General features: G+C 66.2%; 14 protein-coding genes. All 14 read right to left on the bottom strand.

Annotation, left to right across the window (positions count from 1 at the left end; all coding sequences use genetic code 11):
- Nucleotides 1–35: 35 nt before the first annotated feature.
- Nucleotides 36–767, bottom strand: coding sequence for a hypothetical protein (locus tag HNR67_RS16860; RefSeq protein ID WP_185003197.1), 732 nt, complete (start codon nt 765–767; stop codon nt 36–38).
- A gap of 713 nt (nt 768–1,480) precedes the next feature.
- Nucleotides 1,481–2,236 (bottom strand): glutaminyl-peptide cyclotransferase, encoded by a 756-nt coding sequence (locus tag HNR67_RS16855; RefSeq protein ID WP_312987433.1) that lies wholly within the window; start codon nt 2,234–2,236, stop codon nt 1,481–1,483.
- A gap of 212 nt (nt 2,237–2,448) precedes the next feature.
- Nucleotides 2,449–2,907, bottom strand: a complete 459-nt coding sequence (locus tag HNR67_RS16850; protein ID WP_185003194.1) for a hypothetical protein — start codon at nt 2,905–2,907, stop codon at nt 2,449–2,451.
- 264 nt (nt 2,908–3,171) lie between these two features.
- A complete protein-coding gene (locus HNR67_RS16845) occupies nt 3,172–6,669 on the bottom strand; it encodes a sugar transferase (RefSeq protein ID WP_246493258.1) in 3,498 nt (1,165 codons plus the stop codon).
- A gap of 290 nt (nt 6,670–6,959) precedes the next feature.
- The gene (locus tag HNR67_RS16840) at nt 6,960–10,730 is read right to left on the bottom strand and encodes a serine-rich protein (RefSeq protein WP_185003191.1); all 3,771 of its coding nucleotides are present in this window, start codon (nt 10,728–10,730) and stop codon (nt 6,960–6,962) included.
- Nucleotides 10,731–10,741: 11 nt separating this feature from the next.
- Nucleotides 10,742–11,302: a hypothetical protein gene (locus HNR67_RS16835; RefSeq protein WP_185003189.1), complete on the bottom strand. Its 561-nt coding sequence runs from the start codon at nt 11,300–11,302 to the stop codon at nt 10,742–10,744.
- Nucleotides 11,299–11,475, bottom strand: a complete 177-nt coding sequence (locus HNR67_RS16830) for a hypothetical protein (protein WP_185003188.1) — start codon at nt 11,473–11,475, stop codon at nt 11,299–11,301. The genes HNR67_RS16835 and HNR67_RS16830 overlap by 4 nt, the downstream gene beginning before the upstream one ends.
- Nucleotides 11,476–11,526: 51 nt before the next feature.
- Nucleotides 11,527–12,639, bottom strand: coding sequence for a hypothetical protein (locus HNR67_RS16825; RefSeq protein ID WP_185003186.1), 1,113 nt, complete (start codon nt 12,637–12,639; stop codon nt 11,527–11,529).
- A gap of 224 nt (nt 12,640–12,863) precedes the next feature.
- A complete protein-coding gene (locus HNR67_RS16820) occupies nt 12,864–13,433 on the bottom strand; it encodes a hypothetical protein (protein ID WP_185003185.1) in 570 nt (189 codons plus the stop codon).
- A gap of 126 nt (nt 13,434–13,559) precedes the next feature.
- Complete coding sequence (locus HNR67_RS16815; protein ID WP_185003184.1) at nt 13,560–14,273, bottom strand: Crp/Fnr family transcriptional regulator; 714 nt, start codon at nt 14,271–14,273, stop codon at nt 13,560–13,562.
- Nucleotides 14,274–14,286: 13 nt separating this feature from the next.
- The gene (locus HNR67_RS16810; RefSeq protein ID WP_185003182.1) at nt 14,287–15,024 is read right to left on the bottom strand and encodes a Crp/Fnr family transcriptional regulator; all 738 of its coding nucleotides are present in this window, start codon (nt 15,022–15,024) and stop codon (nt 14,287–14,289) included.
- Nucleotides 15,025–15,198: 174 nt separating this feature from the next.
- Complete coding sequence (locus HNR67_RS16805; RefSeq protein ID WP_185003181.1) at nt 15,199–15,423, bottom strand: hypothetical protein; 225 nt, start codon at nt 15,421–15,423, stop codon at nt 15,199–15,201.
- Between the two features lie 36 nt (nt 15,424–15,459).
- The gene (locus HNR67_RS16800; RefSeq protein ID WP_185003179.1) at nt 15,460–16,452 is read right to left on the bottom strand and encodes a ParB/RepB/Spo0J family partition protein; all 993 of its coding nucleotides are present in this window, start codon (nt 16,450–16,452) and stop codon (nt 15,460–15,462) included.
- A gap of 5 nt (nt 16,453–16,457) precedes the next feature.
- Nucleotides 16,458–17,198, bottom strand: coding sequence for a ParA family protein (locus HNR67_RS16795; protein WP_185003178.1), 741 nt, complete (start codon nt 17,196–17,198; stop codon nt 16,458–16,460).
- Between the last annotated feature and the right edge of the window lie 22 nt (nt 17,199–17,220).

The raw sequence follows: 17,220 nt of genomic DNA, 5'->3' as shown, positions 1-17,220 counted from the left end.
ACCGATCGGGTGATGTTCATCGAGGATTCCGATGCTCACTCAAGCGCCAGCAGGCAGAGATGCTCGACCAGGTTGCCCACCAAGGGCACGTAGTCCATGGCGTTGTCGAGGCTGCGACACGAGGAGTTCGACTCGGTCAGCTCCTTCGGCAGGCTCGGCGGCTGGGGTGGCTGCTTCGCCTTCTCCTGGCCGTCCCGGTGGCGGTCGAGCAACGCCTGCGGAGGCCCAGCGGCCAACTGGTCGAGCCTGCTTCGATAGCCGGCGGGATCGAGCGGGGTCGACTCGCGGTAGGCGGCACCGACCGGGCTGCCCAGGCACTGTCCTCCCGCACCGGGCTTTCCCCGTGAGTGCACGGCGTCCTGCACTCGCTCGGTGATGGCGTTGCGGCATTCGTCCACCGCGGCGGCGCGGCCGGTGACGAACCCGACCGGGTTGATCGCCCGACCACCGGAGAGTTCCGCGAGGTTGGGCATGGCAAGCAGGTTGGTGGCCAGCCGTGAACCACGCCCGGTCGGCAGTTTCGGCATGGGCAAGTCGGGCAGGGAAGGCAGTCGGCCGATCTGATCTGTTGGAGCAGCATGTTGTCTGCGGACTTGTTGGGAAGCAAGGGAATCAGCAGGACCGAGGACACCGGCTCGTTGCAGGAGGTCGGTTTCGGCCTGGAATCCGGCCAGGGTGCCGGCGAGCTGTGCTCGACGTGCTTCCTGGCCGCGGAGGGAATCGGCGAGCAACGGGGTCAAGCGGGCCGCACTGGAGCGGGCGGCCATGAGTTGGAGGTAGGCATCCTGCTGCGCGGCGAACTGCCCAAACGTGGCACCAGACCCGAACCGGGGCAAGGGAACCCCCGGCAGATCCAGTGCGGAGGGTTGGATGGCCGGCGTGGGCTCCGCTGGTCGGGTTGCGGTGCTGGTCGGTGTGGCCGCGGCGTTGGGAACCACCAGGAAAAGCAAGGCTGTGACAAGCACAGCCCTTCTGGGACAACGGAATCGAACGAGGCTGGACATGGGTCACGCTCCGGAAAGTCGAGGTGTGGTGGCGTGGACGGCGACCATCGCTGTCGCGACGTCTTGACGGGCTCGGCGGGAGGCCAGGAGGTCCCTGGCCCGGACCGCCCCCTCAAGGGAGGCGTAGGCGCCCGCAAGCTGGTCGAGGCCGCTCGCGGTCGCCAGGGAGTGCACGGTCGAGGTTTCCTGTAGCTGGGTCGCAAGTCGCCAGCCTTCCTGTGCGATGGGCAGGACGGCGCTGAAGTAGCCGCCGGCGCCGGGATCACTCGTCCGGCGTGGTTCAGTACTGGCCGCCGCCGACAGGCGTGCTTCCACGGCACCGAGCTGGTGCACACCGTCGGAGACGATGCGCGTGACGGCGTGCGGGGACGGCGGGGGCGCGCACCCGAGCGGAACAAGCAGTACGGCGCCGAGTGCGGCGCAGGCAAAGTGGCGCATACCCGGGGAGATAACGCGGCGCGCGACGATTGGTTGTGTCAGCTTGGTCGTGCTCGCCAGCGGATGCGGAACGTCGTGCCGAAGTGCTTGCCGCTCAGCAGGAACTCGTTCGTGCCCGGGATGGCGGCGATACCGTTGAGGACGTCGTCCGCGCTGACCGGGCGCTCGATGGTGGCCAGCCGCCGGAGGTCGGCGACCGCGGTGACCACGCCGTCCCGCAGGTCGATCCGGAGAATCTGCTTGGACTGCCACACGTTGGCCCAGATCGACCCGTTGAGGCATTCCAACTCGTTGAGGTTGTCCACGCGCCCGCCACCGGGCATGCGGGCCACGAGTTCGCCGGTGCTCTCGAAGGTGCGAGGGTCGCGGAGGATCAGCCGGTCGGTGCCGTCGGAGGTGACAAGCCGATCGCCGTCGTGGCAGATGCCCCAGCCCTGCCCCGGATAGCGGACGCGCCGGATCTCACCGAGGTGGCCGGGGTCGCGGAGGATGGCGACGCCGTCCTTCCAGGTGAGCTGCCAGATCCCGAAGCCCGGCACCGCGGTGATCCCCATGCCGTACAGCGGCGGCGCCAGCTCGACCTGGCGGATGACCTTGCCGGTGCTCAGCTCGACGACGCGGACCCGCGACTTGCCGACCAGTCCGGTGCTCTCCACCAGGTTGCCGTTGACGAACTCCAGCCCCTGCGTGAAGGCGTCCCGGTCGTGCGGGTACTCCCGGATGATCTCCGGTTCGAGTTGCTCGGGATCGCGGGCCGGCGGAGATGTTGTTGGTGTCGCGGGCTTCGCGGTCACCGTCAGCTCGCCAGGCGACGTGTCGTCCGGGATACCGCAGCCCGCCGCGAGTAGAACGCCTGCGGCCAGGATCACGACTCGGTGGCGTGGGCGCGATCGGGTGTGGGGCAGCGCGAAATTGGTCTTGTCCATGCCGAGCCAGATAACGCGCGCCGTGGCCGCTGGGGGTGGGTGCGTGCCGCAGATGCCTGCAGCACGCACCCGATGGTGCATCAGGATTTCGCGGTCGACGGACCAACCGGGCCCTGCGGCGGCGGTGCCGGGGCGGGCCTCGGCGGCGTCGGAGTGCGGACCGTGGCGCCTGCGGCCAGAACCAACGCCCGGCTCAGCTGGGTCTGCATCTCGTCGAGCTGACGTGCCAGCCGATGTTGCTGGTCGCTGAGGTGCCGTCCCAGCTGGTTGATCGCGTCCACGACCCTGCCGACGGGGAACTGGTGGTCATCGTGTGGGCGTTCGCGCTCCATCCGACCGGTTGCCAGTCCCCGCTCGTAGGCGTCCCGGGCCACCTGCATGTCGATCTGCTCCCGGGTTCGGCGAGCAGCTCGATCCGAATGCACGGCCCGCCAGAGCAGCACCGCCGCGGCAGCGAGCAGGACCAAGCCGATCATGGTGCCGATCAGCACGGCCGCGATCGATCCTGGCGACATGGGCGGGTACAGCGGGTTGTCCATGACCTTCTCCTCCGCGTAAGGCGTGTGGCTCTCCGGTGTGGAACGCCGTGGCGGAGCAGGTAACGCGGTTCTTGTCCCCGAGAGACCCCGTACACAGTACGCTTACCATGCGTAATTACATCTAATACAAATTACCTCCACTGGATGCGTTGATCAAAGATGAAGGCAGCAATCTCTAGGAATAACCTATTGACTATCAGCACTATATGCACTGACGACCAGCGTCGAGACCATGTCAGCTACGTTAGCCGTGACTCTGGCCGATCAATATGCACCCCTGCCGACGACGATCGCCCTAACAGTCATCCAGGCGATCGCCAGATCTAAACCGAAGGATACGTCCTCAACGTACCTAAGCTCCAGCCTAATCGACTCTTCCCAGGACAGGTCGCTTCGACCACTCACTTGCCACAACCCGGTGACTCCCGGTTTGACGAGGAGCGTGCGCGCGGCGTCTTGGCCGTACTGTTCGACCTCCTGCGGCAACATGGCACGCGGTCCGACGATGGACATGTGACCTACGAGCACATTGAACAGTTGCGGCAGCCCATCCAGGCTGTACCTGCGAAGGACCCTACCGACGCGGGTGACCCGCGGGTCCGTGCGCATTTTGAACAGAGGGGTAGCCCTGTCGTTTACGCCCTCCTGTTGCATCCGGATCGCGTCCGAATTGACGTACATCGTTCGAAACTTAATTACACTAAAGGTCTTACCTTTTCGACCATAGCAACGCTGGACACAGAAAGCGGGCCCACTGGAGTCAAGTACGACAAAAACGGTGATCATGAAAAACAATGGGGTAATTAGCAGCAGCAATGCGAGGGCCATAATCCGATCAACAAACGGCTTCAGATAGTGCCAAGGGGTGCGCTTCAGAGTGTGCCCAATCTCAGCCAGGTAGTGACGAACGGAGGTGACCCCGCCCTCATGCTGACCGACACGGACATAGCGGAATGATTCGAGCGGTGGGATCGCGCCTGTGACCCTAGCTTCATGCAGGAGCAACTGAAGATATAAGGCTCGCAGGTAATCATGCAACAGCGAAATCGCCATTATGCCAATCAGCTGCCGATCTTCCTCGCGGTTCGGCTCCAAACGGCGTAGGACGCGAGTCGGGTCGGTGAATTTGTTACCAACCCAACGATTTCGTAGCGCGGCCGCCACGTTCGCCATCGCCACTACCATAATTCGCGCGGCTTGCCGCGCCTGCCGTGCATTGAAGTCTTGTCGAGCCCGGCGTGACTCGCGATCGAAAGCTTGCCCGGCCACTTCAACTAGCCCGGCACCCATGCGGGCGAGCTCCCCGCTGATGTCCGCATTCAGGTCACCGGGGTACACAAGGTCGGCGTACGCATCCGCAATTCTGGCCACCTCGGCCACTTTTCTTGTGACCTGCCGCAGGTCGCAGTTGGTCGGCAACGGAGTAGTCGAATCTATCTCGCTAGGAAGCAGTTCATCACCAATGAGCGTAACAGCGAAACTTCCACTTCCGGGCACATCGATCGACAGCGTCAGACCGTCGGCAAGTTCGTCCACCCGCACCAAGTCCTCATTCGCGATTCGCAAAAATTCACCACGCCAGCGCTCGTAGTCTGCGCTCGGATACGGCACGCGTTCACGTTGTTCATTGTAGGCGCGAAAGAGGCGCGAGACTCGACGGTCGCTGTGTGCACCGAACGCGTTTGCGCTCCAGTAGATGGTGCTACTCTCGTTGTTGCCGAGAATGACGTCCAGCTCACGGGTCGACGGCAGCCGGTACTTGTGCTCGGCCCCCAGTTCCGTGGTCAACCACGTGCAGAATGCCAGGGCATCGTCGTGACGCATGCCAGTCGCCGCCTCGTTCTGGGCCCCTTCTGGGAATACTGGGGCGGCCCAGTGGTCAGGAACCCGGCAGTCATCGATGGAATCGAGGAAGTGTTGGTACTCCAGCCAGGTGACGGGGGGCCCGATGTAAGAATCGCGCGATACTCGTTGTTCGCGGGTGGCCCGCAATAATAGGCGCGCCCGGGCAGCGTTTCGTCTGCTCGCCGGGTTGGCTCGGAGGCCGGGCGGGTTAAGTCGTTGTTCAACCAAGCTCCGGGTCTCCGGCGAAAGCTCCCGAGCCTCCTCAACACACTGCACGGCCAGCGCCAGCAGCTCTGCTTCACGCTCACCTTCAGCGCGCAAGCATGCTGATATAATTTCGGTGGCATCCGCGTTCGCCGCGTACAATAACGTCGTCTCGCGCCACCAGTCGTGCTCCACGAAACCGATCAGCTCGCGCCCCAGCTTGTTCTCCCTGATGTGCTCAGCAGCCAGGAATTCCTGCAATGTCAAGTGCGCGAACATCAGCAGGCCACGTTCGCGTTCTAGCAACAGGCCGCTGGACTCCTCAACCCGTCGTAGGAAGTCGGCCGGACTGATCCTGGTTGCTACCCTGGTCAACGCTGGTTCAACCAGTTCGGCCGCATCGGCTACAGAGAGGTCTCGCACTCCGCGCAGCATCATGGCGAACGCCAATTCCTGCAGAACCATCTTCTTGCGCGCTGCGGGCATATCGAGCACGACCCCGCGCGCCTCATGGCGCTTGCCGAGGAACACATCGCAGATCTCTCGGTACAACTCGGCCCGACTTCCTGGCAGTGCGTCCCGGTAGTGGTGGACCGTAGCGATCATGGTTAGCAGTAGAGGATTGGAGGCCAGGTCATGCAGCGCGCGGGTTTGACCAAGGCGCGTGGACAACTCTGCAGCGCCGCGAGCCGCGGCGATGCGAGCCGACTCGTTGTCGCCGCCATAGGACCGGATGGAGGTAGCACGGTACCACTGGGTGATGAAGGCATCGATCTGTCCAGCGGTGAACGCCTGAACATTGACCACCGTGGCACCAATGATCTCGTTGTCACGGTAGCCGAATGGCCGGCTGGTGATCAGCAACAGGTTGCCCGCCTGCGCGCTGGCCTGCGTCTCGATCCACGAGGTCATCGCTCTCCTAGTAGCAGCGTCCGGAATCTCGTCCAGACCGTCGATCAAGAGCAGAAAACGACCCCGGCGTAGGTTCTTCTCGATCCATTGCGGTGGCCGGGGCCTGCCGCCGATGGATGGCAGGGCCCGCATTATCAGGTCGACGAGGTCTGCAGGCGTCGAGAAGGTCCAGTCCTTGTGATCACGCAGGTACACGATCACAGGAATCTTCTGCGGCGCCTTGAGCCTGGATGCGGTACGCCCACCGCTCGCGATGACGAACGCTATATGTCTAAGCAACGTAGTCTTTCCCCGCCCCGGCGGGCCGAGGATCACAATGACGGAGCCGGTCCCCTGTCCGTCGCGTAGCCATTCCCAAACTTCCGCACCGTTCCCAGTTCGCCACGGAGCGTAGTCGACCGGATTGGCGCTGGATTTCCAGGCCGGGTCGGCGTCCAATGCAAGGCGGACGTAGATATCCTTCATCTCCAGCGTAAACTCTGCCCTGGATGCGACCCCCTTAAGATCAATGTAGCGGGTATCCGCTGCCACGTAGCGCAGATAGAAACGCGTGTAGCCGGAAAACTGCCGTTGCACGGCCCCATCGAAGGCATCGGCAATGCGAACGCTCCATCTGCTGTGGAGCTGAGCCAGCACGGCGGATCCGACCCCTGCGAGCAGCACACCGAATTCATAAGCAAAGATGAGCGCCACGGTGATCAACGGGTTGTCACGCAACGCAGGGATGGAGGCGACGCAGCCGACTGGGATGCCCACGGCCGCAAGCACCGACAGGACAGCTCTAGGCAGACTGGAGAACATCAACTATGTCTCCTTACGGCGGTACCCGATTACCACCCAGTATCGCGAACCACGTTGTATCCGTTACTGTCAGACGATGAGGTGCCCGAAATCGGCGAGGATCGTCGGGAGGGATGCAGATCCCCTGCCTAGAAGCGGCCTACTCGAATTCTCCAGGTAAATCAGATAGTCCGCCTAGTCGCAACCGCTTGCACTCCCCGCTCGCGACCGACAGCAAGTTTCGTGACAACATGAGATTCCCCTGTAGCTCGGACCAAACCCTCCGCGTTGTCAGGGGAACCTCAACAAGTTTAGTAGGTCAGTCCAAGCTCGGCGTCGCTTGGCTGCGAGAAGTCCACTGGGTCGATCGCGATGAGCACGGGTGCGCCGTCGATCCAGTCACGGGTAGGGCGAGGTTTGATGACTGCCCAGCCGGTGGGGATTTCGGAGAGGAACTGGGAGAGGTCGCGGTGGTCGTAGCGGCCGTCTTTGCCGAGCTTGGCCATCATGCGTTGTTTGGATTCGTAGCTGTCGGCGGAGTGCACGGCGACCAGGCCGGCGCAGTTGATGGCCTGCTGGGACAGTTTTTCCGGGCTCTGCACCACCAGCATCAGCGCCAGCCGCAACGAGCGCCCCATGGACAGGGTCTGGTCGAAGACGGTCTGGGTGACCCCAGAAACGTCCTGTTGGTCGCGGGCATCCGGCAGGTAGTCGTTGGCCTCCTCCAGCACCACCAGGGTTTCGGAGAGTTTGCCGATGTTGTCGCGGGCGTAGGCGAAGGCGGCGGTGAACACCGCAGCCAGCACCAGCGCGCCGGATTGGGCGTCGAGGTGGGCGGCTTCCAGCACGACGCAGTCGCCGCGGCCCATCAGGTCGCTGACCTCGATGGTGGCGCTGGTGGCGGAGCCGGGTGGGTCGGGTAGGTAGATGCCGGAGCCGTAGACGTCGCGGTGAAAAAATTGCAACCTGTTCTGGATAACGTTGTAGCCGGTGACCAGCTCTTTGCTGGTGGTAGCCCGGCGGGAGATAGCCTCCAGGTGGGCGTCGACCCACTCGGCAAGGTCGACCATGCCGACGAAGCGGGACAGTGCGGGGCGTTCGTAGACGGTGGCGGTGTCACCGCGCTCTGGGTCGGGGCGAGCAGTGGACCAGAGGGTGTGCAGGGCTTGCCAGAGGATGCCGCGGCCGCGGGGCCCGAGGGAGCCGACTTTGGCCATGGTGTCGCAGATGGCGTCGCGGTAGACGTTGGGGCGCACGCCGGGTGGGATGCGCAGCAGGTTGTAGCGCAGGTACGGACCGGTGCCGGTGATGGGCGGGCGGTGGCCAGGAGGTGGTTCGCTGCTGAGGTCGTAGAAGCGGAACCGGCCGGTTTGCTCGGGTGGGAGGCTGTGGGCCAGGCGGCGCCAGTCGCTTTTGCGGTCCAGGGCGAGGACACCACGCGGGACTTGGCGGTGGGTGGGCAGGCCGGTGGTGGCCTCGATGTCGCGGATGCTTTGGGTGGTCTGCAGCCACTCGTGGGCCAGGCGTAGGCCGGTTTCGGTTTTGCCGCGGCCGGTGGAGCCGGTGATCAGCGGGTGCAACAGGTCGTTGTGCACGTCGTCGACGAGGAGGGAGAACTTTTCGCGGGAGACCACGGCGCGTTGGGTGTCCACGACGTGGCCGAGGTGGATGGGGCCGTTGCGGGCTTGGGGGAAGACCAGGGTGGGCAGGCGGGTGGCGGAGGCGGCCACGATGCCGGGCACGTCGATGCGGGGCGGGGTGCTGAGTACGGCGACCTCGTTGGAGAGCAAGGCCGTGCCGTAGTAGTGGGGTTCGATGACCTGTGGCCGGCGGTCGGCGTGGGCGCAGGGACTGAAGGCGCGGGCGTGTTCGATGAGGTGGTCGGTCTGGGTGGTGGTGAGGGTGGTGGAGACGCAGAAGGGTTGTGGCACTGGGGTTTTCTTGCCGGTGCCCCAGAAGCTGGAGGTGAGCAGGCCCGCTGCGGCTGCGGCGGTGGCGGCGTCGGGGACGAGCATGTAGCCCTGGGATAGCCACATTCCTTCTTCCAGGCCGAGGGCGAGGCGGTGGAGTTGGGCGGTGTAGATCTTGCTGACCTGGTCGGCCATGGCGTCCAGGGTTTGGCGGGAGGCGCCCATGCCGAGGGTAGGGACGAACGAAAGGCTTCCGGCGACTTGGGAGTTGCGGGCGGCGGAGGCGGAGAGGGCGTCGGAGCGGCCGTAGGTGTCGCCGAGGCTGCGGCCCTGGCTGTCGCTGGTGCCGTTGGCGATGCTGTGGTTGCGGCCGGCCTGGTGGGAGGTTGATTCCTGGTTGGCCACGCTGTGGGTTCGGGAGGCGGCGGTGGACTGCTGGGTGCCGGTGTTCTGGCCAACACCTTCGGACCAGCCGCGGTTCGTGCCGGTGGTGGCGCTCTGCCCGGCCGAGGTGGTGTCCGAAGTGGACAGGCTCTGGCCGGTGGTGGTGCCTTGGGTGCGGCCGACGGTGTTGCCGATCTGCTGGCTGGTGCCCTCGGAGACGCCAGTGTTCCAGCCCTGACTGGCGGCCAGGGAATTCCCGCCGGTGTAGGAGGTGTTGGTGCCGTGGGATGTGCTGGTACCGCGGTTCTGCGATTCCGACGCGGTGACTCCCTGGCTGCCGCCGAGGGCGGTGGACGTGCCGTGGCTCTGGTTCGCGGCGTGGCTGATGGTGTCACTCGTGCCGGAGTTGGTGCCCACGCTGGCAATTAGGGATCCTCCCAGGGAGCGTGAGGAGTTCTCGCCGTGCGCGGCCGTGGTGCTGGAACCGGTCTGCTGGCTGGTGCCCTCGGCCCAGTTGCGGGAGCGGGATTCGGCAGTGCCAATGGTGTGGCCGGTGGACTCGCCGTAGGAGTCGTTAGTACCTACGGAGGTGGAGTCGCTGCGGGTGCCGGTGAGGCTTCCGGTGCTGCCGACGCTGTGTTGCTGGGACTGGCCGATGGTGTTGCTCTGGCTGTGGGAGAGCTGGTCGCTGGTGCCGGTGGAGACGCCGCGGGTGGTGCCCTGGGACTGCTGGGTGGACACGCCCTGGGTGTCGGACTGACCGCCGGAAAGCCCCTTGCTGAGCGTGGTGCCCTCGCTGGTGCCGCGGGTGTCGGTGAGTCCGGTGCCCTCGGTATGGGTGGTGCCGCGGGTGTTGGTCACCGCCTCGGAGACCCCGGCGGTGGTGGAGGCGGTGGTGCCCTGGGTTGCGGAGAGGCTGTCGGTGCTGCCGGAGTTGACGCCGAAGCTGTGCGCGTTGCCGTAGGCGTCCCCGGTGGCGGTGGAGAACATCATCGGCAGCCCGACCCCGGCGGAGATGCTGCGCTGCCCGTGCACCTGGGAAGCCACCGTGGACAGTTGCTCGGCGGCGGAGGAGAGTCGGGAGGTGATCTGGTCGAGGGAAACGGGGCTGGCCATGAGGACCAGGAGGTAGCCGGGGCCGCCGAGCAGGCCGCGGATCAGTTCCTCGATGCCCTCCTCGAACTCGCCACCGGACTCGTGGGTGCCGGCCAGTGGCATCCGCAGGTCCTCGCCCACATCGCGGCGCGGCATGGGGATGCCGCGGATGGGCAGCACGTGTGACCACTGCTGTTGCTTGTGCAGCAACCATTCCGCTTCCGGCGGAGTGAGTGCACGGAATCGGATCTGCGGATAGGCGCCGACCAGTTGCGCGGACAGGGCGGCGAAGTGCTGGTCGGCTTGCGCGCGGGCTTCGGCGTGAGTCGCGCCGACGCCTTGCACACCCATGAGGTTGAGCACGCCGTGGCCTTCGGTGCCGGTGTCGCCGAGCACGCAGACGTAGTGGATCTGTTGGGACCACAGGGCGCGGACGAGATCGCGTTGGTCGTCGTACTCGTTGGCGCGTTTGCGTAGCATCGGGTTGAGGACCGGCATGCGCACGATGCGCAGGAACCGCACCGACTTGATCAGCGGTTGCCAGTCGGGGTCGCCGTGATCGCAGACGCTGAGCCGGTAGTCGAGGTAGTGGATCGCGTTCGGGTCGCCGCGGTCGGGGACGGCATCGGCGGAGTGCAGTTGCATGTCGGGGAACTCGGCGAGCGCGTCGCCGGAACGGACTGCGTGTGTCACGGGCTTCTCCTTCAGGGTTGGAAGTGGTCTTGTCGTCGGGCGTGCCGGACAAGGGATTCGTAGCGGTGGGTTCGGCCGTAGAGGCGCCACTTCTGCACCAGCCAGAGGCTCCAGCCGAAGGGCACGGCGATGACCGCGTAGACGAACAGCGAGGGCAGGTGGCCGCCGAGCAGGTTCCCCGCGGTGGTGGAGAACTCCGCGCCGAAGGCTTCGCTGACGCCGCGCGGGCCGGATCCGGCGATCACGGCCAGGGTGAGCTTGACCGCGGTGGTTCCGGCGCAGAGCACGGCGACCCAGCAGCGGGTTTCGTGCCGGATTTCCGCCGCGGCGTTGACCAGCAGGCAGGACGCGGCGATGCCGGTGATCAGCAGGTACAACGCGACGTGTAGCACGGCCGGCGAGCTGGTGAACGCGGAGACCGCCCACACCACCGTGCCCAGCACGATGTGCTTGCACCATGTCGATGGAGCGTTGATCGCAGGTTTGGCCGGGGTGCTCGGATGCTCGATGCGACGCAATGCGCGGCCGAGCAGGCGAAGGGGTAGCTCGGCGCGGCGGCGCGGGCTGTTCATCTCCGTCCCGCCGTGATCTTGGTGGCCGCGCGGCGAGCGGCTCGGAGTTCCAGCAGCGCCAGGCCGACGCAGCACCCGGCCAGCACGACGACCGTGATGTGGCTGAGGGCCAGGAGCAGGGCGGCGAGCAGCCCGTTGATGATCAGCACACCGAGGGTGTGTACGGCCTGCATAGCTGCCTCCCGGTCTGAGCCGTGTAGTCGGCAGGCCAGGTAACGCGGCGGTCAGCCGTTCGGTGACAGCCAGAGCCGTTTGACCTCTGCGGGGTCGTACCCGGCGGCTCGGACGAGCGGCCCCCATTGCGCGTCATCGCCGCCGTCCTCGTGCTGCTGTACCGCGACTATCAGGCCGACGCTGTTGTCCTTGCTCTGTCCGCGATTGAGCAGGTTGGTCACCAGTTCGGGTTGGTCCGCCAGCCAGGGAAGCAGCCACCGTGCCGGCAGTCTGGGGCCGGTGAGCGGCCGGACGCTGATCAGCGGCAGTTCGCGTGGTTTTCCGGGGTGGACGTGGAAGTGGTTGTCTCGTCCTGCCCTGGAGAGGGCACGGAGCACGGCGGTTCGGATGCCCGGCTCGGCCGTGTTCATCGTGTCGAGGACTCGTTTGGCCACCGACTGCCGCCGGGCCCCGAGCCTGGCTCCGACGGCGACGGCGAAGTCGCCCAGCTCGTCGTGAACGGTCAGCACATCGGCGTGTCCAGGGTCGTGGACGGCAAGAAGCCGGTGTTCGATGAGCTTGTCCAGCAATGTTCTGCGCTCGGCTGCTGTTGAGCTTCGACCGAGGTGGGCCAGCGCCCAAAGTTTGCCGTGCCACAGGTCCTGAAGAACTGTTTCACCCCAACGGTCCTGGTAGCTGTGGCTCAGGTCCGGCCAGCGTTCGGGCTTCGGCGCGGATGTGGGTGTGGGTTTCGGCTTGTCCGGCGGAACGGCTACCGGCTTCTTCGGCGGCTTGGTTGGGCCGGTCTCGGCCCAGCGGCGGTACCAGTCCGGACGCCGAAGCAGGGTGGGCAAGTTGCCGCCACCCGCGGTGATGTGGCTGGTGAGCCGGACTACACCGCACGAGAGTTCGCGGCGATCGTTGGCACACTCGCTGAACTGGTCAGTCAGTTTCTGCACCTGCTCCTCATAGTGGTGCAGCCGGTCGAGGTAGACGGCCTGGTCGGCGTTGCGCTGTTCGGTGTGCTTGGCCAGGTGGGTTTCCAGTTCGGCGTTGCGGGCTCGCAACGCGTGCAACTCGTCCTGGACGACGCGCTCGGCGCGCTGCCTGGTTTCGCCATCGCGCATCTGATCCCACTGAGCCATGGCGGCCAGCAGGGTTTGCTCCGGGGTGTTGGGGCCCAACGGAACTCCGTCCTTCTTGAGCCGTTCGGTACGCAGTGGGTGGCGGCTCTTGAGGTAGCCGATGACGCCGTGGCGGAAGGCGGCCAGCGCGTCGGCGTGGGAGACGCCGGCCTCGTAGAAGGCACGGCGGGCGAGGACCTCGCGATTGAGCAGCAGGGCGTAGTCACGACACCCGACGCATTCGGGATTGTGCCGGAAGGTGGCCGGGGGGTCGGGGACTGTGTTCACCGGGGTGTCTTGTCCAGGCGGAAGCCCGCGGAGAGGAGGCGTTGCTGGTAGTCGCGGAGGTAGTCCATGAGCAGCTCGGCGTACCGGGTGTCCAGGGTGCGGGCGGCCAGCAAAGCCTGCTGCTGGTCGGTGGCGTTGGTGGCGGCGATGGCGCGCTGCATCGCCTCGTAGTGCTGGTTGAGCGTGGCCACGACGGTGACCAGCTTGCCGTGGCTGGAGCCGAACGGTTCAGGAACCCGCTTGTCCTCGCGCATCCGGGCGAGTTCGGAGCTGGTCGCGCCGAGCAGTTGCCGCATCGTCGCAAGCGACCGTCGAACCGGGTCCACGGCCAGGTTGCGGGTGTTCTGGCTGAGCACGGCGCGCATGGCGGTGTCGTTGCCCAGCAGCTCCTCGGCGACCGCGTCGATTCGCTTGACGTAGTCGGCACTGCCGGACTGCGGCGAGGTGAGCACGAGCGCCTGGCCGTTGAGATCGCGGGTGACCACCGCGCCGGTGGCGGCGGCGATGGCCATGACGAAGGCGGCGGCACGGACGGCGAGCCAGCGCCGTCGTTGGCGGGTTGGCACCCGGATCACCTCCGCGCGGTTGGGTTGCTGATCACCACGACCTGCCAGCTAACGCGCTCATGGGGAGGGACACCGGAGCCGCAGGTCGCGAACTCCGATGTCCCTGGAAACACTCGTACCGATCGGTCAGCGTGCCCTTCGCAGGAGCAGGTCCGGCTTCAACAACCACACCCCGCCTTCGGTCGGCTGGATCCAGCCCCGGGTGGTGAACTGCTGGATCGATTTGCAGACGGTTTCCCGACTGCTGCCGATCAGGTGGGCCAGCTCATCCTGGGTGAGATGGTGCTCGACCCGGACCACTCCCTTCTCGGTGACGCCGAAGCGCTTCGCCAAAGCCAGTAGCAGGCCGGCCAACCTGGCCGACGCGTCCAGCAACGCCAGGTGCAACGCTCGCGTCTCGAACTCCCGGGCGCGGGCGTGTCGTTCGCGGGCGAGGTCGAGACCGATCGCCGGGACTTGGTCACACCAGGTCCGCAGCTGCTCCCAGGTGATGCTTGCCGTGGTGACCTTCGTGACGGCCACCGCGGTCAAGTCCCGCGGCCCTGAATCCAGGAAGGACGCCACGCCGACGAGGTCGCCGGGCCCCAGGAGAGCACGCAGGTAACGCGGCCGGTCGATGATCGCCCGGCTGGTCTTCACCGTGCCGCTGCAGATGAAGTGCGCCCGGTCGCCGTGTTCGCCTTCGAGAAACATCAGTTCGTCCGGCTGGTAGGTCGCCAACCGCAGCTCCCGCTGGAGCTTGACGGCCTGAGCGGGACTGAGGCTGCGAAACAGCCAGGAGGAGGCCAACCTGTGGTGCAGCGGGGCCGCGACCACTCCGCCGTTGTCGATGATCTGCATGGCGTGATCGCCTTCAGTCAGCCAGGTGGGCAAGCACCTGTGGGTCGAGCAGGTTGACTCCGCGGCGTTTCCGCGAGATCACCCCGAAGCGGATCAGCTCGGCAATGGCTCCGTGCACCGCCTGGCGGTCGGCACCGATCAGGTCACCGAGTTCGGAGTGGTCCAGGTGGTGTTTGAGGCTGATCGCGCCGCCGACCTCCCGGCCGAATCGTTGTCCCAGAAGGAGAAACAGCTTCACCAGCCTGGACCTGACGCTGAGCATGTGCCGCTCGTCGCGCCGAGCATGAAACTCGATCGCACGTCCGGACAACTCGATCAGGATCTCCCGCTCTATGTTCGGCGCCACGACGAGCCACTCGTTCAATCGCGAATATCGGATATGTGCGGCGGTGATACCCGTCGTCGCGGTTGCCGTGGCGGTGTGCAGGCCGCTTTCAAGCTCGAACGCGGCACCGAACAGGTCGCCTGGCCCCAGGAGGTGCTTCAGCCGCTGGGCATCGGTACCCACCGACTGACTGATCTTGACCTTGCCAGTGCAGATCACGTACAGGTGGCCGCCGAGGGTGCCTTCGCCGAAGATTCTCATCCCGGGGAGGAACTCGACCATCGTCAGCTCTGCTGCCAGTGCCTGCGCCTGGCCCTCCGTGAGTCCGCGGAGAAGGGAAGAGGACACCAGGGCCGGATGGATCTGGTTGACGGTTGACGTGTTGTTGTTGTCCTGCATGGTTTCCCTGGCGAGCCAGGGCTCCACTGCACCGGCTTCAAGGCCGGAGCGGTAGAGCCGCCAGGGGTTTCCACCACCTTCGTGACAAGATCGTGGACGCTCCCTGGCCCGGAGCTGGCTGGAGGTGCGGTCCTGCCAGGACCGCCGAGCACGCTGTGGACGTGTCGAGGTACGTGTTCTCGGGGTGCCGGGAACAGCCGCTCAGGTAACGCTTCTGCCGCGCGCAGGCTGCCGGTCGAGGTGCCACACCCATTGCTCGATCAAGGCGAGCACGGGCACCAGCAGCAGGGTTGGCCACCCGAACCGTGGATAGGTGAACAGCCCGACGGTCACCGCACAGCCGAGGAAGATGAGTCCGGCCCAGAACCGGTGGGCGTGCCACTGGGCACCACCCGGAATGATCAGTCCAATGAGGACACCAAACACGGAATTCTCCTTACACGCAACGGGTTAGGTTGGTCGTCACTCCGGTGCCATCAACCTCGAAGCGGCGTCCGCGAGTGCGGCTCTGATCTCCTCCCTCAGCTCAGGCGGCAGGTCGGCCGCAACGTTGTGCAGCTCGGCAAGCAGGCGCCGGAGCCGTTGCAGCAGTCGCCGGCCACGCGCGGCGGAACTCTCGGCGCGTTCGGTCGGCGGTGTGGGCGCGGGAGTAACTCCCCGCGTGGTCGCTGGCGGCGGCTGTGGGGCGGGTGCGTTATGGGGGGCCATTTGGGTCCCCCGTTCGGGTGACCCAGGCGTCGTGGCCGAGACCGGTTCCGCGGAGGGCCGCGCCTCGGTTGTGGGATCAGCCGGTGCCAGGTCGGGCAGTTCGCCGGTGGCGGCGAACACGCGTTCCAGGCCCCGGTCGGCGGCGAAGGCGGCGGCCACCGCCCAGGTGGCGTTCGGCGTGTTGAGCCACGACCGGACCTGCGGCAGCCAGGGCAGGCCCCGGTCCCGGAGGGTGCGGTGGACCTTCCAGTAGCGCTTCAGCGTGGTCTCGGGCAGGCGCATGATCCGGCCGACCTGGTTGCGCCCGCAGGAGCACGGCGGCTCGGTGAGCCGGTTGATGGTGTTCAGCGTTTCCAGGATCGTCAGGTGTTTGCGGTGGGCGTTCTCCGACGCCTGGGCGCGGATGAACTCGGCCAGCAGCTCCTCGCTGGAGGGCCGCGGGTCGACGAACGCCGGGATGGTCTCCCGCTTGAGCTGGAGGAAGGCCAGGCGGCGGCTGTTGCCTTTGATCAGGGTGTAGGTGCCGTCGCCGTTCGGGTTGACCTCGATCGGGTGCAGCAGCCCGACGTCGTCGATGTTGGCCGCCAGCTCGGCGATGTCCTCGGGCTTGGCGTCGACCCCGCACACCTGGATGCAGCGAGTGATGGCTGCCAGAGGGATCGGGACGGCGACCCGGTCATCGTCGGCGGCGTCGGCGAAGTCGCCGAGTGCGGTACTGGTGTCTGTGGCGTCCAAGTTGATCGGCATCGGGTTCATGCCAGTCTGCCCTGCACCCAGTCGGCGAGTGCGGCGGAGGCCCGGTGGGTGGCCTGCGCGTTGCCGACGGCGAAGGGACTGCGGCTGTGGCGCACCGCGTGCGCGACCCAGCCGTCGTGTCCGATGTGGACGGGACAGATCCGGAACCGCTCCGCGTCGTCGTGCTCGATCAGGCTGTCGAGCAACATCATCTCGCTGCGGTCCTTGCGGATCCGGTTGACCAGGGTGTGCAGGGCATCAGGTCGCGCGCGCCGGGCCAGCTGTGCCTGGGTGTGCGCGAGGGTGCGGATGCCGAAGGCGTTGGCGACGACACACAGCACCAGGTCGGCCTCGGCCAGCACGGCCAGGGTCCGCGTATCGGGCAGCTTGACGGTGTCCACGACCACCCAGGTAATTCCCGCCTCGGCGGCGGCTCGGCGGAGCCGACCCGGGTCGTAGAGCGGCGCTCCGGTCGGGCGGTTGAGTTCCGGGTCGGGTGCGAGGTAGTAGCCGCGGGCGGCGGTGGGGATCTCGCGCAGCACTTCGGCGTGCGGGCGGGTGTCGAACAGGAAGTCCTTGACGGTGCCGGTGGCGCGCATGGGAACGGCCAGGATCTGCGCACCGTCGCCCTGGGGCTCCAGGTCGGCGAACAGGGTGGGCTCGGTGGCGGCCAGGCCGTGTGCCAACAGCGCGCACACGTGAGTGGCGCCGACGCCACCCTTCGGCTTCGTCACCAGGATGATCTTCGGGGTGTCCACTGTGGCTCCTCGGCGTTGGTCG

Source organism: Crossiella cryophila (assembly GCF_014204915.1).
GTDB classification, from domain to species: domain Bacteria; phylum Actinomycetota; class Actinomycetes; order Mycobacteriales; family Pseudonocardiaceae; genus Crossiella; species Crossiella cryophila.
The sequence above is the reverse complement of the archived record's forward strand: the minus strand, read 5'-3'. Positions and strand labels throughout refer to the sequence as shown.

What these genes read in the sequence shown, in the direction of transcription:
- HNR67_RS16860 (WP_185003197.1), bottom strand. Translation starts at nt 767, where the DNA reads ATGGCCGCCCGCTCCAGTGCGGCCCGCTTGACCCCGTTGCTCGCCGAT.
- HNR67_RS16850 (WP_185003194.1), bottom strand. Translation starts at nt 2,907, where the DNA reads ATGGACAACCCGCTGTACCCGCCCATGTCGCCAGGATCGATCGCGGCC.
- HNR67_RS16845 (WP_246493258.1), bottom strand. Translation starts at nt 6,669, where the DNA reads ATGTTCTCCAGTCTGCCTAGAGCTGTCCTGTCGGTGCTTGCGGCCGTG.
- HNR67_RS16835 (WP_185003189.1), bottom strand. Translation starts at nt 11,302, where the DNA reads ATGAACAGCCCGCGCCGCCGCGCCGAGCTACCCCTTCGCCTGCTCGGC.
- HNR67_RS16830 (WP_185003188.1), bottom strand. Translation starts at nt 11,475, where the DNA reads ATGCAGGCCGTACACACCCTCGGTGTGCTGATCATCAACGGGCTGCTC.
- HNR67_RS16815 (WP_185003184.1), bottom strand. Translation starts at nt 14,273, where the DNA reads ATGCAGATCATCGACAACGGCGGAGTGGTCGCGGCCCCGCTGCACCAC.
- HNR67_RS16800 (WP_185003179.1), bottom strand. Translation starts at nt 16,452, where the DNA reads ATGCCGATCAACTTGGACGCCACAGACACCAGTACCGCACTCGGCGAC.